This is a genomic window from Streptomyces sp. NPDC107562, assembly GCF_055657325.1.
Genome location: NZ_JBVKBE010000010.1, coordinates 142,843 through 157,335 on the forward strand (window position 1 = coordinate 142,843; position 14,493 = coordinate 157,335).

The window sequence follows — 14,493 nt, forward strand, 5'->3', positions numbered from 1 at the left end:
CCTTGGAACACCGGGGGAGAAAGATCCCCTGAGCAGGTCGACAAGGAGAGAACTCGTGGACGACGTTCTGCGGCGCAATCCGCTCTTCGCGGCGCTCGACGATGAGCAGGCCGCGGAGCTGCGCGCCTCCATGAGTGAGGTGACCCTCGCGCGGGGTGACTCCCTGTTCCACGAGGGCGACCCCGGCGACCGCCTCTACGTGGTCACCGAGGGCAAGGTCAAGCTGCACCGCACGTCGCCCGACGGCCGCGAGAACATGCTCGCCGTGGTCGGTCCCGGCGAGCTCATCGGTGAGCTGTCGCTGTTCGACCCGGGCCCGCGGACGGCGACCGCCACCGCGCTGACCGAGGTCAAGATGCTCGGGCTCGGCCACGGCGACCTCCAGCCCTGGCTCAACGCCCGCCCCGAGGTCGCCACCGCGCTGCTGCGTGCCGTGGCGCGGCGCCTGCGCAAGACCAACGACGCGATGTCCGACCTCGTCTTCTCGGACGTGCCCGGCCGTGTCGCGCGCGCCCTGCTGGACCTGTCCCGCCGGTTCGGCGTGCAGTCCGAGGAGGGCATCCACGTCGTCCACGACCTCACGCAGGAGGAGCTGGCCCAGCTGGTCGGCGCGTCCCGCGAGACGGTCAACAAGGCCCTGGCCGACTTCGCCCAGCGCGGCTGGCTGCGGCTGGAGGCGCGTGCGGTGATCCTCCTGGACGTGGAGCGCCTCGCGAAGCGCTCGCGCTGAGGATTGCCGGGACCGAGGACCGGCACCGCGCTGACGACACCCCCGCAAGGCCTCGACCCCGAGGGCCTGCTGGTGCGCGAGGGCTCGCTCGCGCGCGTCCAGGCCTCGTTCCGTCCCGTCGTGGCCGACCTGGATCTGCTGCCCGCGCTGCGGGACGAGCCCGGCGACGCGGACCGGGTGGACGCCTGTGCCCTCGAGGAGGCGCTGGACGGCGAGTTCCCCGAGATCGACGGGGTGGGGACGCTCCTGTATGCATGCCTGTACGGCCGCGCGCGGCTGCTGAGCGACCTGGAGAGGCACGACCTGGGATGGTTCGTCGCCTGCCTCTGCACACCGCTCACCGGTCCGGACCTCGCCGCGCTCCTGCCGCCCTACCGGCCCGACGGCCTCCTGACGCGCGAGACCAACGGCGACCTTGTCTCGTGATGCCCCGCTGGGGAGGCTGGACCAGCGATCTGGCCGAGGTGGCCTCGGTCTTCGGCGCGTACTACCCCCCGCGCGCCGGGCAGATGCGCGCGGCCGCCGTCCTCGGTCATGAGCCGACCGGCGATCCCGCCGTCCTGAAGGCGTACGTCGACGACCTCGGTCCCTGGCTCGCCGAGGAGTACGCGCGCGTGCACGGGGTCAAGGCGCCGAGGCCCTGCTGAGCGGGCGTCGGCCCTCGTTCACCGCGATGCGTGCCAGCTTCGTCAGCATCATGCCGTTGCGGACCTTGACGACGTAGTCCACGGGCAGTCCGTGCATCCGGATGCCGGGACCCCGCAGGGGGTGCCAGTCGATGGTGAGGAGGGTCGCGTCGCCCCAGGGGAGCAGGGTCAGGGCGATGCGGGCGGCGCCGAACGGGTCGGCCCGCGCCTCCAGTTCGAGGCGGCGCTCCGGTTCGCAGATCCGCACGACGCAGGTGTCGTCGAGGGTCAGGGCTCCGACCCCGACGCGGACCTGGAGGCGGGCGCCCACCTCGGGCCAGTGCGCGTCCGCCGCGAGGATCCGCTGAGTGCCCGTCACCCACTCCCCGTAGCGGCGGCCGTCGGCCAGCAGGCTCCAGACCTCCGACGGCGAGGTGAGGATCAGACGGCGGTTACGGGCCACGCCGGCCACGCTCCTTCCGAAGGACGCAGGACATGTCCTCCAGCGTGCGGGCGGCGCCGCGGTGGCGCACCTCGGCCTCAGACGAGCCCGTGCTCCACCAGGTAGTCCAGCTGGGCCCGCACCGACAGCTCCGCCGCCGGCCACAGGGTGCGGTCCACGTCGGCGTACACATGGGCCACGATCTCGGACGGCGTCCGGAAGCCGTCCTCGACGGCCGTCTCGACCTGGGCGAGCCGGTTGGCGCGATGGGCGAGGTAGTACTCCACCGCGCCCTGGGCGTCCTCCAGGACCGGTCCGTGGCCCGGGAGGACGGTGTGGACGCCGTCGTCGACCGTGAGGGACCTCAGGCGCCGCAGGGTGTCCAGATAGTCGCCCAGGCGGCCGTCCGGGTGCGCCACGACCGTCGTACCGCGTCCCAGCACGGTGTCGCCCGTCAGCACCGCCCGGTCGGCCGGGAGGTGGAAGCTCAGCGAGTCCGCGGTGTGACCGGGCGTCGGCACGACCCGCAGTTCCAGGCCGCCGGCCCTGACCACGTCGCCCGCGCCGAGCCCCTCGTCGCCCAGCCGGAGCGCGGGGTCGAGCGCCCGCACCTTTGTGCCGGTCAGCTCGGCGAAGCGGGCGGCGCCGGCCGCGTGGTCCGGGTGCCCGTGGGTCAGCAGGGTCAGGGCGACGCGCTTGCCGGCCCGTTCGGCGGTGTCGACGACGGTACGCAGGTGTCCCTCGTCCAGCGGGCCCGGGTCGACCACGACGGCCACCGCCGAGCCGGGCTCGGACAGCAGCCAGGTGTTGGTGCCGTCCAGGGTCATCGCGGAGGGGTTGGGCGCGAGGACGTTGACCGCGCGCGGGGTGGCGGGTCCGCTCAGGACCCCGCCCCGGGGCCGTCCGGGCAGCGCGCTTGCGTCCGTCATGCGGGGGCTCCCCCGGTCGGGATGTGCTTGGTGAACTCGTCGTGGCCCGGCCAGGAGAGCACGAGCTCGTCGCCCTCCAGACGGGCCTGTGCGAGGACGGGAGTCAGATCGTGGCCCGGGGCCGCCTCGAGCGCCTGTGCGGCCGTCCCGTACGCCGTCAGCTGCCGCAGCGTCGCGATGGTGGGCGGCATCATCAGCAGTTCGCCCTTGTCGTACGACGCCGCCGCGTCGGCCGGCCGGATCCACACCGTGCGGTCCGCCTCCGTGGAGGCGTTGCGCGTGCGCTGCCCCTCGGGGAGGGCGGCGACGAAGAACCAGGTGTCGTAGCGGCGGGCCTCGAACTCCGGGGTGATCCAGCGCGTCCAGGCGCCCAGGAGGTCGGAGCGCAGCACCAGTCCGCGGCGGTCCAGGAACTCCGCGAAGGAGAGGTCGCGCGCGACCAGGGCGGCGCGGTCCGCCTCCCAGTCCGGCCCGGTGGTGTCGCCGACGACCGAGTCGGCGTCCGGCCCGGCCAGCAGGACCCCGGCCTCCTCGTACGTCTCGCGTACGGCCGCGCAGACGATCGCCTGGGCGGCCGCCTCGTCGACGCCGAAGCGGTCCGCCCACCACGCGCGCGTGGGGCCCGCCCAGCGGACGTGACGGTCGTCGTCCCGTGGGTCGACGCCGCCGCCCGGGTAGGCGTAGGCGCCCGCCGCGAACGCCATGGAGGCGCGGCGGCGCAGCATGTGGACGACGGGGCCGGAGCCCGTGTCCTTGAGGAGCATGACCGTGGCCGCGCGCTTGGGGGTCACCGGCGTGAGCGTGCCCGCCGCCAGCGCGCGGATCCGGTCCGGCCACTCCGGGGGGTACCACTGACCGTTCGCCATGGGCGCGAGGCTATCCCGTGGTGAGCGGATGTTCGAGAGGCAGTGATCACCTCGACGGGCGCCGCCCGCTACGGCTGGACGAGCTCCACCTGGATCTCGACCTCGACCGGCGCGTCCAGCGGCAGCACCGCCACGCCCACCGCGCTGCGCGCGTGCACGCCCTTCTCGCCCAGGACCTCGCCCAGCAGCTCGCTCGCGCCGTTGACGACGCCGGGCTGGCCGGTGAAGTCGGCGGCGGAGGCGACGAAGCCCACGACCTTCACCACACGCGCGATCCGGTCCAGGTCGCCGGCGACGGACTTGACGGCCGCCAGCGCGTTCAGGGCGCAGACGCGGGCGAGGTCTTTGGCCTCCTCCGCGGTGACCTCCGCACCGACCTTGCCGGTGACCGGAAGCTTGCCCTCCACCATCGGGAGCTGGCCCGAGGTGTACACGTAGGGCCCGCTCTGCACGGCCGGCTGGTAGGCGGCCAGCGGCGGTACGACCGCCGGCAGCGTCAGGCCGAGCTCCGTGAGCTTCGCCTCGACCGCGCTCACGCCTGCTTCTCGCGCTTCAGGTATGCCACCAGCTGCTCGGGGTTGTTCGGCCCGGGCACGACCTGGACGAGCTCCCAGCCGTCCTCGCCCCAGGTGTCCAGGATCTGCTTCGTGGCGTGGACGAGCAGCGGCACGGTTGCGTATTCCCACTTGGTCATGGGGCCGACTGTATCCGCTGGCGGCGGCTGCCTTCGCGGCCGTCCGGGGTGAGGGTTGTCCACAGGCCGCCGATTGCTTTTCGCGCGAACTGGTTACGCTCGAAGACGTGAGCAGGCTCCAGGTCGTCAGCGGCAAGGGCGGGACCGGCAAGACGACGGTCGCCGCCGCCCTAGCGTTGGCTCTGGCCACCGAGGGGAAGCGGACGCTTCTCGTCGAGGTCGAGGGCCGACAAGGCATCGCACAGCTCTTCGAGACGGAGGCGCTGCCCTATGAGGAACGAAAGATCGCCGTCGCCCCGGGCGGCGGCGAGGTGTTCGCCCTCGCCATAGATCCCGAACTGGCCCTTCTGGACTACCTCCAGATGTTCTACAAACTGGGGAGCGCCGGCCGGGCCCTGAAGAAGCTCGGCGCGATCGACTTCGCCACCACCATCGCGCCCGGCCTGCGGGACGTGCTGCTGACCGGCAAGGCGTGCGAGGCGGTCCGGCGCAAGGACCGGGCCGGACGGTTCGTCTACGACTACGTCGTGATGGACGCGCCGCCCACGGGCCGGATCACCCGCTTCCTCAACGTCAACGACGAGGTCGCGGGCCTCGCGAAGATCGGCCCGATACACAATCAGGCGCAGGCCGTGATGCGGGTGCTGAAGTCCCGGGAGACCGCCGTGCACCTGGTGGCCCTCCTGGAGGAGATGCCGGTCCAGGAGACCGCGGACGGCATCGCCGAGCTGCGCGCGGCGCAGCTGCCGGTCGGCCGGGTGATCGTGAACATGGTGCGGCCCGAGGTGCTGGACGCGGCCGACCTGGACCTCGTACGGACGCTGCCGCGCGCCGATGTCGCGCGGTCGCTGTCGGCCGCGGGGCTCGGCGGGGCGCGCCGCGGGCAGAACGCCGAGAAGCTGGTCGACCCGCTGGTGGCGCAGGCCGAGGAGTACGGCGAGCGGTATCTGCTGGAGCACGAACAGCGAGCCGTCCTCGCGGAGCTGGGCCTGCCCCTGCACGAACTGCCGCTGCTCGCCGAGGGCATGGACCTGGCGGGCCTGTACGAACTGGCCACCGAGCTGCGGAAGCAGGACCTCTCATGAGTCCGAACCCCCCGCCGGCGCACCACCGGCTGTCCCCGGCGCCCGTGCTCGACGTCGATCCGCTGCTGGACGATCCGGACACCCGCATCGTGGTGTGCTGCGGATCGGGCGGGGTCGGCAAGACCACCACGGCCGCGGCGCTGGGCCTGCGGGCCGCCGAGCGCGGCCGCAAGGTCGTCGTCCTGACCATCGACCCGGCGCGGCGGCTCGCGCAGTCCATGGGGATCGACTCGCTGGACAACACCCCGCGCCGGGTCAAGGGCGTCGAGGGCGACGGCGAGCTGCACGCGATGATGCTCGACATGAAGCGCACCTTCGACGAGATCGTCGAGGCGCACGCGGACCGCGAGCGGGCCGCCACGATCCTGGGCAACCCCTTCTACCAGTCGCTGTCCGCGGGCTTCGCCGGCACGCAGGAGTACATGGCGATGGAGAAGCTGGGCCAGCTGCGGGCCCGGGACGAATGGGACCTGATCGTCGTCGACACCCCGCCCTCGCGCTCCGCGCTGGACTTCCTGGACGCGCCCAAGCGGCTCGGCTCGTTCCTGGACGGGCGGCTCATCCGGCTGCTGACGGCCCCGGCGAAGCTGGGCGGCCGGGCGGGGATGAAGTTCCTGAACGTCGGGATGTCGATGATGACCGGCACGCTCGGCAAGCTGCTGGGCGGTCAGCTGCTCAAGGACGTCCAGACGTTCGTGTCCGCGATGGACACCACCTTCGGCGGGTTTCGCACGCGCGCGGACGCGACGTACAAGCTGCTCCAGGCGCCCGGGACGGCGTTCCTCGTCGTGGCGGCCCCGGAGCGGGACGCGCTGCGGGAGGCCGCGTACTTCGTGAAGCGGCTGGCCGCCGAGGACATGCCGCTGGCCGGGCTGGTGCTCAACCGTGTCCACGGCAGCGGCGCCGACCGGCTGTCGGCCGAGCGGGCGCTCGCCGCCGCGGAAAATCTTGAAGAGCCCGGCATTGTGGATCAGGGGGGCGGGAAAGCTGGACTTCGTAACTCTCCCGACATGTATGGCAGTTCAGATGCACCCGCTTCCGAGGCACCGGCTCGCACCGAGGACTCCCCCACCACCACGGACGAGGACGACTCCCCCGTCGTCACGGACGAGCAGACCTCGCAGCACTCCGTCGACCAGCTCACCGCCGGCCTGCTGAGGCTGCACGCGGAACGTATGCAACTCATCGCGCGCGAGCAGCGCACGCGTGACCGCTTCACCTCGCTGCACCCCGAGGTGGCGGTGGTCGAAGTGGCCGCGCTGCCGGGCGACGTGCACGACCTCACGGGACTGCGGAACATCGGCGAACGGCTCGCGGCCCATCGGCCGGAGCTGCCCGTCGAGGACGTCTGAGGGCGGGCTCCTCACGGGGCGCCCGGGGTTCCCGGCTCCGTCGGGCCGGCCTCGTGACGCGCGGCCCGGCGACAGGCGCTCACGCGCGCGAGCACGCCCGCCGGGCTTCGTGACACCGAGCCGTGTCACGCAGGCCCGCGACGCTTGGCTTCGTGGGTGCCGAGCCTCCGTCGCCGGCCCGGTGGTGTTCAGGCCGTTGACCGCGCCGTCGCGCGAGTGCGCGTCCGCGCTCGGCCCCGTGACCTTGGCGCCGAGCCTCGGTCGTGCCCGGCCCGGTGGTGTTCGGCCCTGTGACCCGCGCTTTCGCGAGAGTGCGCGTCCGCGCTCAGCCTCGTGACGCCGAGCCATGGCGCTCAGCCCCGTGACCTTGGCGCCATGGCGCCGAGCCTCCGTCGCGCCCTGCCTGGGGCGCCAAGCCTGCCGTGACCCGCACCGTGACGCCGAACCCCGTCGGAACCGCCCGTAACGCCGAACCCCGTTGCGACCAACCCCGTGGCGCTCAGCCCACCGCTGCGAAGTTCTCGTACACCTCGTCGTCGTCGAGGGGTACCAGGCCGGCACCCCGCTCGTACTCCGTCCGCGCGGTCTCCAGGAGCCGGCGCCAGGAGGTGACGGTCGGGCGCCTGCGCAGCAGTGCGCGGCGCTCGCGCTCGGTCATTCCTCCCCACACGCCGAACTCGACGCGGTTGTCCAGCGCGTCGGCCAGGCATTCCGTGCGTACCGGACATCCGGTGCACACCGCCTTGGCCCTGTTCTGCGCTGCTCCCTGAACGAACAGTTCATCTGGATCGGTAGTGCGGCAGGCCGCCTGCGCACTCCAGTCGGTTACCCAGCCCATACCGGCGCCGTCCTCTCCCGAATCGAGGCTCCCCCACGGCGGCAGCGGCATATTCACCGCCGCCAGTTGAGGACGTTACGGAAGGTGGGCACGGCGCAACACCCCCAGCGGGCCCAATCTTGAATGGCCCGAACGGACTATGCGTAAGCGGCAGATCACCCGGGGGAGTGAGCCTGCGACATGCGCGACAATCCCGACAATTAGGGATGGTTCAGTTGCGTCACAACGGACGCCAAGTGACACACAAGGCCGATTCGGGCACGCCCCCAACACGCCTCGGCGAAAAAGGCCGAGGGGATCCGGAACGATTCGGGGTCGCCGGACGTATTGATACGTAGCCCTACTGCTGTGACAGTTGAGAGCAGCTTAGGCCAAGGCATATACGCGTGTCCGGCGAATGAGAACGTAGGCTGCCCTCATGCCAAAGAAGCGCTCGGGCGGTGGTCTGTCGCCAACGCAACAGGCCGCCAAGTTCCTCGGTGTCAGTGTGCTCGCGGGAGCCGTCATGGCCGGCATCGCGCTGCCCGCCGTCGGCGCGCTGGGCCTCGCCGCGAAGGGATCGGTGGAGAGCTTCGACGAGCTCCCCGCCAACATGCGGACCCCACCGCTCAGCCAGCGGACCACCATCCTCGACGCGCGCGGCGAGGACATCGCCACGGTCTACTCGCGCGACCGCACGGTGGTCGAGCTCAAGGACATCTCGCCGTTCATGCAGAAGGCGATCGTCGCGATCGAGGACTCGCGCTTCTACCAGCACGGCGCGGTCGACCTCAAGGGCGTCCTGCGCGCGCTGAACCGCAACGCGCAGAGCGGCGGCGTCGCCGAGGGCGCGTCCACACTCACCCAGCAGTACGTCAAGAACGTCTTCGTGGAGGAGGCGGGCGACGACCCGACGAAGGTCGCGCAGGCCACCCAGCAGACCCTCGGCCGCAAGATCCGCGAACTGAAGTACGCGATCCAGGTAGAGGAGGAGCTCGGCAAGAAGAAGATCCTCGAGAACTACCTGAACATCACGTTCTTCGGCCAGCAGGCCTACGGCGTCGAGGCCGCCTCGCAGCGCTACTTCTCCAAGTCCGCCAAGGACCTCTCGCTGGCGGAGGCCGCGCTCCTCGCGGGCATCGTCCAGTCGCCCAGCCGGTACGACCCGGTCAACGACGAGGCGGAGGCCACCAAGCGGCGCAACATCGTCCTGCAGCGCATGGCGGAGGTCGGCGACATCTCGCAGGCGGACGCCGACAAGGCCGGCAAGGTGCCGCTGGAGCTGAAGGTCAGCCGGCCGCAGAACGGCTGCATCACCGCCGTCAAGGGCGCCAGCTTCTTCTGCAAGTACGTGGAGAAGGTCTTCCTCAACGACCCGGTCTTCGGCAAGACCAAGGAGGAGCGGGCGCGGCTCTGGAACCAGGGCGGCCTGACGATCAAGACCACCCTCGACCCGCAGGCCCAGCAGTCGGTCCAGGACTCGCTCGCCGACCACGTCAACAAGGACGACCAGATCGCCGCGGCGACCACGCTGGTCGAACCGGGCACCGGCAAGATCCTCGGCATGGGCCAGTCGAAGGCGTACGGCTACAACAAGAACGAGACGGAGTACAACTACTCCGTCGACTCCGCCTGGGGCGGCTCGAACTACGGCTTCCCGACCGGTTCGACGTTCAAGCCGTTCGTCGCGGCGGCCGCCCTGGAGCAGGGCCGGCCCGCCACGCAGGAGTACTCGTCGCCGTACGACATGGAGTACCCGAGCCCGGTCCAGACGTGTTCCGGCAAGCCGTGGGTGAACACCGGCCCGAACAAGGCGACCGTCGAGAACGAGGACGAGTCCGAGGTGGGGCCGTACCGGCTCAAGGAGGCCACGGCCAAGTCGGTCAACACCTACTTCGTGCAGATGATCTCGGACATCGGCCTGTGCCCGGTCGTGAAGATGACCGACAAGCTGCACGTCGTGCAGGGCAACGGCGACAAGCTGCCCGAGGTGCCCGCGATCGCCCTCGGCTCCAAGGGCATCTCCCCGCTCACGATGGCGAGCGCGTACGCCGCCTTCGCCTCGCGCGGTACGTACTGCACGCCGATCGCGATCGAGTCGATCAGCCAGAAGATCGGCAACGAGGAGAAGTCGCTCAAGGTACCGAAGACGACCTGCACGCGAGCCATGTCCGAGAAGACCGCCGACACCATCAACGAACTGCTGGGCGGCGTGATCGACTCCGGTACGGGCCAGGAGGCCGGCCTCACCGACCGCGACAGCGCCGGAAAGACGGGTACGACGGACGAGCGCAGGAACGCCTGGTTCGTCGGCTACACGCCCAACCTCGCGGGCGCGGTCTGGGTCGGCAGCGCCACCCAGCAGGTGGAGATGGAGAACATCACCATCGGCGGCGTCTACCACGACAAGGTCTACGGCGGCCGCGTCCCCGGCCCGATCTGGCGCGACGCGATGACCGGCGCGCTCGTCGGCAAGGAGGCGGCGACCTTCAACCACGTCGACATCCCGGACGTCGACAAGGACCGCGACCGTGACGAGGGTGACGGCGGCCGTGGCCGCGGTGACGGCAACAACGACAACGGCAACGGCGACGACCAGGGCGGCCTCATCGAGGGCCTGATCAACGGGGGCACCGGCGGCGGCCCGGACCCCAAGCCGTCCTTCTCCTTCCCTGAGGGCTGGATCCAGGGCGGGGACAACGGCGGGGACAACGGCAACGGCAACGGCGGCAACTGGCCGTGAGGCAGGCCGGCCGGCGGTAGGCGGTGATACGGCGATGGGGGCGCCCCTGCAGAAAGGGGCGCCCCCATCGCCGTACCGGAAGGAACGGGCAGTGGGCCGCGGCGTCGGAGGGCGGCGTCGGCCACCCGCGCCGAAAAGCGGGGCTCGGCCCGCAGGCCCTTAGGCGGGGCGGGCCGCCGCCCCCGGAGGGGTCGGCCTAGGAGGGCTCTGTCCGCGCCCTCGGCGGGCGCGGACAGGCCGGATGCCCGGGGCGGGTTGGGCTAGGAGCCCAGGGCGGGTTGGGCCGGGTGCCCAGGGCGGGTTGGGCCGCCTGCGCCAAGAGGCGGGCTCAGCCTGCGAGGAACTTCTTCACCGCCGCCGCGACGCGGCCGCCCTCCGCCTGGCCGGCGACCTTGGGGTTCACGATCTTCATGATCGCGCCCATAGCCCGCGGCCCCTCCGCGCCGGCGGCCTTGGCCTCCTCGACCGCCTGGGCGACGATCGCGTTCAGCTCGTCGTCGGACATCTGCCGGGGCAGGTACGTGGCGAGCACCTCACCCTCCGCCTTCTCCCGCTCGGCCGACTCCGCGCGACCACCCTGGGCGAAGGCGTCCGCGGCCTCGCGCCGCTTCTTCGCCTCCTTGGTGATCACCTTCAGGACCTCGTCGTCGGAGAGCTCGCGCTTCTCCTTGCCCGCGACCTCCTCCTTCTGGATCGCGGCGAGCGTCAGCCGGAGCGTCGAGGAGCGGAGCTCGTTGCGCTCCTTGATCGCGGCGTTGAGGTCTTCCTGCAGCTTCGACTTGAGCGTGGTCATGACGTCGATTGTCGCAGGTGTGCACAGCCGGACGCCCGTTGATTTAAGGGGCGGTCGGACGCGGGCGCCCGAAGGGGTCTGACACGATGGGCGTATGCGCGCGCGATACGGAGTACCCCTCGGCATCACGGCGGTCGCGGCCGCCGGTCTCGTCTACTCGGCCGGGTTCGAGGCCCGTTCCTTCCGTCTGCGACGGGTGACCGTCCCCGTGCTGCCCGCGGGCATGCACCCGATGCGCGTCCTGCACGTCTCCGACATCCACATGGTCAGGGGCCAGCGCAAGAAGCAGCGCTGGCTGCGCTCCCTGGCCGGCCTGCGCCCCGACTTCGTGATCAACACCGGCGACAACCTCTCCGACCCCGAGGGCGTGCCGGAGGTGCTGGACGCGCTGGGTCCCCTGATGGAGTTCCAGGGCGCCTATGTCTTCGGCTCCAACGACTACTACGGCCCCAAGCTGCGCAACCCCGCCCGCTACCTGTTCGAGAAGGCCCAGGGCCGGCACGGACTGAACGGCAACGCACCCGCGGTCGGCGTCGTCCACAACCCGTGGGAGGACCTGCGCGACGCCTTCGACGCGGCGGGCTGGCTGAACCTGACGAACACCCGGGGCATGCTCAAGGTCGACGGCGCCTCGGTGGAGATGACCGGCGTGGACGACCCGCACATCAAGCGGGACCGTTACGTGCAGGTGGCGGGCGGCCCGTCGGCCGACGCGGACTTCTCGATGGGTGTGGTGCACGCGCCGTACCTGCGCAGCCTCGACTCGTTCACCGCCGACGGCTACCCCCTGATCCTGGCCGGTCACACCCACGGCGGCCAGCTGTGCATCCCCTTCTACGGCGCCCTCGTCACCAACTGCGACCTGGACACGGAACGGGTCAAGGGCCTGTCGACGCACACGTCGGAGGGCCGGACGTCGTACATGCACGTGTCGGCGGGGTGCGGGGCGAACCGGTACACGCCGGTGCGGTTCGCCTGCCCGCCGGAGGCGACGTTGCTGACGCTGGTGGGGCGGGAGTAACGGCAGGTCGCCCCTGTTGTCGGTGGGGTCGGGCAGGCCTCGGACACGAGTCGAGACATGATCACCCGCTTGCCCCCGGCGTCACCCACACAGCCCACCCGCCATGCCCCATTTGCCCCACATGTCTAGCGTGAGGGCATGACCGCCCCGATACCCAGGGACATCCCGGACCTCCCCGCGATCCCCGGCATCCCCGCGCTGCTGCCCTCGCCGGTCCCCGCCACGGCGGTGGTACCCCCCGTACGCCGCCCGCTGGTCGCCGTCTTCCGCCTCCTCACCGCGCTGACGGCGTTGGCGGCGGTGACGATCTTCCTGGCCCTCGGCAGCCCGGTACGCGCGCTGAGCCACTTCACGATCCAGAGCAGCATCCTGCTGGCCCTGGTCCTCGTGGCCTCGGCCCGCCGGGCATGGACGGCCCGCCGCCCGCTGCGTTCCTCACTCACGGGCGCGGCGCTCCTGTACGTGGTGGTAGCGGCCCTGGTCCACCATCTCCTCCTGCCGCACGCCGCGACCACCTACACAATGGCCGGCGCGACGGCAGGGGGGACGACACCGGCGCTCCTCCAGACGATCGCCGATCACGCCCTCCACACGGCGGTCCCGATCGCGGCGGTCCTGGACTGGCTGCTCCTCACGCCCTCCGGCCGCCTGCACCTCCGCCAGGCCAGCGGCTGGCTGCTGTACCCCATGGCCTACCTGGCCTTCACCTTCTTCCGCGGCGAGTACCTGCTCCCCGGCACGCCGGGCCGCTACCTCTACCCGTTCCTCGACGTCGACCAACACGGATACAAGAGCGTCCTCGGCAACGCCCTGCTCCTGGGCCTGGCCATCTATGCCCTGGCCGTCCTCCTGGTCGCCCTGGACCACGCCCGCCCGAACCCGGTCCGCCACCACGGCAAAACCGGATTTCGTCTCCAGCCACCAGTGGGCTAAAGTAAACGTCGTCGCCGCGACAGCAGCGACATCGGGGTGTAGCGCAGCTTGGCAGCGCGCTTCGTTCGGGACGAAGAGGTCGTGGGTTCAAATCCCGCCACCCCGACAGAGAAACACCAGTTCAGGGCCGGTGCTGAGGGATCAGCACCGGCCCTGAACTGTTCTCCAGAGGCTCTCTGGAGAAATCCTGGAGAAGATCTTGGAAATCGTCGCCAGACCAGTGCCCTACCCGCGAGCCCTCAGCAGCGCATCCAGAGCAGCAACGGGCGAGCCGGGGCTCATCGCTCGGCGCGCGTCCAACGCCTCCTCCCATATTCCGGTGAGCGCGGTCATCAGCGCCTGCCGCATGCCAGCCGTGATGTGGTCGTAGGTGGACTGCACCGAGCCGTCCTCGTGACCCATACGTTCGTCCATCAGCTTCGGCGGGGTCCGCGTATGGCGCAGTCCGTGCGGCGTCAGTCCGGGAGCGATCGGCACCCAGCACGCCTCAACCCGCTTGGAGGCTCCTCGCCCACGTGCGGGAATCCCGGGCCACGGCTCAGCGACGACCGGCACAGGATGCTCTTCCTGATCGCCGCGTCCGGGGTACCGTCCCGTGGCGGCAGGTCGAAAGAGCCAGGTGGCGAAGCCCGAGCGTCGCCAGTGTGCGGCCAGCTCCCCCGCTCCCGCGTTTCGGACGTACCCGAGATCGGTAAAGGCATCCAGCACCTTCAGACGAGTAGGCTCCGCCACAGCGCCAGGGCGGTTGAGGACGTTGGACACCGTGCCTGTCGAGACGCCCGCACCGCGAGCGACGTCGACCAGCCTTGCTCCCGGACGGCTCACAGAGCCATCGGCAGCACCGTGGCCGCGGTCAGTTGACGACGGGGCCGGGGTCGGGGTCGGTCCAGATGCCGTAGTCGATGTCGTCTCGGGGCCCGGGGTCGCTGTTGCCGACGCCGCTGTCACTGGCGCCGCCGGTGGGGGGCTGGGTGTCGCCGCCCTTGGCGTCCTCGGGGCTGCCCTTGCTCCCGCCGTTGCTCTCGTCGGTCATGATCGGGCCGGGGCGCGCGTCGTCGGTCCGACTCTCGGAGGCGGCGTACGGAGGGACGTTCACAGGGGCGCTGTTGGGATCTGGTCCCACGACGCCGCCACCGCCGCCGGTGGGGGGCTGGGTGTCGCCGCCCTTGGCGTCCTCGGGGCTGCCCTTGCTGGTGGTGTCGTTCGCGCCGATCTTTTCGAGCTTTCCGAGCTTGCTGTAGACGTCGAGCAGGTAGGGACTGGGCTTGTCGGTGTCCGTGGTGACGCCGGTGCTGGTGGCCGGGGCGGCGAAGGCGGAGGTGGTGGTGAGCGAGACGCCTCCGGCTGCGAGGGTGGTGGCGATAAGGAGAGGGACGAGGCGCCGGGTCTTGGTGAGGGCCATGAGGGGCTCCTTGAGGGCGGGTCGGTTCGGGAGTTCGGACGAGGCAGGCGGTGGGTCCGC

The 14,493-nt window shown here is 71.1% G+C and carries 14 protein-coding genes, 1 tRNA gene and 2 pseudogenes; 8 read left to right on the forward strand and 9 right to left on the reverse strand.

Going from position 1 to position 14,493, the window contains the following annotated elements; all coding sequences use genetic code 11:
- Positions 1–55: 55 nt before the first annotated feature.
- Together ACZ7LV_RS26030 and ACZ7LV_RS26035 are read left to right on the forward strand one after the other, a co-directional pair.
- Entirely contained in the window at positions 56–730 is a 675-nt protein-coding gene (locus ACZ7LV_RS26030; protein ID WP_053756529.1) for a Crp/Fnr family transcriptional regulator, read from the forward strand.
- 66 nt (positions 731–796) lie between these two features.
- Positions 797–1,377: pseudogene (locus ACZ7LV_RS26035) on the forward strand (nucleotidyltransferase).
- Here ACZ7LV_RS26035 and ACZ7LV_RS26040 read toward each other — a convergent pair.
- The 5 genes from ACZ7LV_RS26040 to ACZ7LV_RS26060 all read right to left on the reverse strand — a co-directional run bounded on the left by ACZ7LV_RS26040 (position 1,355) and on the right by ACZ7LV_RS26060 (position 4,287).
- Positions 1,355–1,819: an SRPBCC family protein gene (locus tag ACZ7LV_RS26040; RefSeq protein ID WP_471942636.1), complete on the reverse strand. Its 465-nt coding sequence runs from the start codon at positions 1,817–1,819 to the stop codon at positions 1,355–1,357. The pseudogene ACZ7LV_RS26035 and the gene ACZ7LV_RS26040 overlap by 23 nt on opposite strands.
- Positions 1,820–1,896: 77 nt before the next feature.
- A complete protein-coding gene (locus ACZ7LV_RS26045; protein WP_471942637.1) occupies positions 1,897–2,727 on the reverse strand; it encodes an MBL fold metallo-hydrolase in 831 nt (276 codons plus the stop codon).
- Positions 2,724–3,593 carry an NUDIX hydrolase gene (locus ACZ7LV_RS26050; RefSeq protein ID WP_471942638.1) on the reverse strand — a complete coding sequence of 290 codons (870 nt, stop codon included), beginning with the start codon at positions 3,591–3,593 and terminating at the stop codon, positions 2,724–2,726. Before ACZ7LV_RS26050 ends, ACZ7LV_RS26045 begins: the two co-directional genes overlap by 4 nt.
- A 68-nt stretch (positions 3,594–3,661) precedes the next feature.
- Positions 3,662–4,129 carry a RidA family protein gene (locus ACZ7LV_RS26055; protein WP_471942640.1) on the reverse strand — a complete coding sequence of 156 codons (468 nt, stop codon included), beginning with the start codon at positions 4,127–4,129 and terminating at the stop codon, positions 3,662–3,664.
- Positions 4,126–4,287 (reverse strand): DUF4177 domain-containing protein, encoded by a 162-nt coding sequence (locus ACZ7LV_RS26060; protein WP_003975360.1) that lies wholly within the window; start codon positions 4,285–4,287, stop codon positions 4,126–4,128. The genes ACZ7LV_RS26055 and ACZ7LV_RS26060 overlap by 4 nt, the downstream gene beginning before the upstream one ends.
- Before the next feature lie 107 nt (positions 4,288–4,394).
- On the opposite strand from ACZ7LV_RS26060, the gene bagA reads away from it, so the two are divergent.
- The gene (bagA, locus tag ACZ7LV_RS26065; RefSeq protein WP_471942641.1) at positions 4,395–5,372 is read left to right on the forward strand and encodes an ATPase BagA; all 978 of its coding nucleotides are present in this window, start codon (positions 4,395–4,397) and stop codon (positions 5,370–5,372) included.
- Positions 5,369–6,724, forward strand: coding sequence for an ATPase BagB (gene bagB / locus ACZ7LV_RS26070; protein ID WP_471942643.1), 1,356 nt, complete (start codon positions 5,369–5,371; stop codon positions 6,722–6,724). The genes bagA and bagB overlap by 4 nt, the downstream gene beginning before the upstream one ends.
- Positions 6,725–7,223: 499 nt before the next feature.
- Here bagB and wblA read toward each other — a convergent pair whose 3' ends face one another.
- A complete protein-coding gene (gene wblA, locus ACZ7LV_RS26075) occupies positions 7,224–7,562 on the reverse strand; it encodes a transcriptional regulator WblA (RefSeq protein WP_391014411.1) in 339 nt (112 codons plus the stop codon).
- Positions 7,563–7,980: 418 nt separating this feature from the next.
- Here wblA and ACZ7LV_RS26080 point away from each other — a divergent pair, with 418 nt between their 5' ends.
- Positions 7,981–10,284, forward strand: coding sequence for a transglycosylase domain-containing protein (locus tag ACZ7LV_RS26080; protein WP_471942644.1), 2,304 nt, complete (start codon positions 7,981–7,983; stop codon positions 10,282–10,284).
- Positions 10,285–10,612: 328 nt separating this feature from the next.
- On the opposite strand, the gene ACZ7LV_RS26085 is transcribed toward ACZ7LV_RS26080, so the two are convergent.
- Entirely contained in the window at positions 10,613–11,077 is a 465-nt protein-coding gene (locus tag ACZ7LV_RS26085; protein ID WP_471942645.1) for a GatB/YqeY domain-containing protein, read from the reverse strand.
- A 94-nt stretch (positions 11,078–11,171) separates the two neighbouring features.
- Between ACZ7LV_RS26085 and ACZ7LV_RS26090 the strand changes: the two genes are divergently transcribed.
- From ACZ7LV_RS26090 to ACZ7LV_RS26100, 3 genes are all read left to right on the forward strand, one after another.
- Positions 11,172–12,098: a metallophosphoesterase gene (locus tag ACZ7LV_RS26090; protein WP_471942647.1), complete on the forward strand. Its 927-nt coding sequence runs from the start codon at positions 11,172–11,174 to the stop codon at positions 12,096–12,098.
- Positions 12,099–12,236: 138 nt separating this feature from the next.
- A complete protein-coding gene (locus tag ACZ7LV_RS26095) occupies positions 12,237–13,031 on the forward strand; it encodes a Pr6Pr family membrane protein (RefSeq protein WP_471942649.1) in 795 nt (264 codons plus the stop codon).
- 32 nt (positions 13,032–13,063) lie between these two features.
- Positions 13,064–13,137: transfer RNA gene (locus ACZ7LV_RS26100), tRNA-Pro, on the forward strand.
- Between the two features lie 119 nt (positions 13,138–13,256).
- On the opposite strand, the pseudogene ACZ7LV_RS26105 reads toward ACZ7LV_RS26100, so the two are convergent.
- Positions 13,257–13,883: pseudogene (locus tag ACZ7LV_RS26105) on the reverse strand (LacI family DNA-binding transcriptional regulator); the annotation flags it as partial.
- 1 nt (position 13,884) lies between these two features.
- The gene (locus ACZ7LV_RS26110) at positions 13,885–14,433 is read right to left on the reverse strand and encodes a hypothetical protein (protein WP_471942651.1); all 549 of its coding nucleotides are present in this window, start codon (positions 14,431–14,433) and stop codon (positions 13,885–13,887) included.
- Positions 14,434–14,493: the final 60 nt, after the last annotated feature.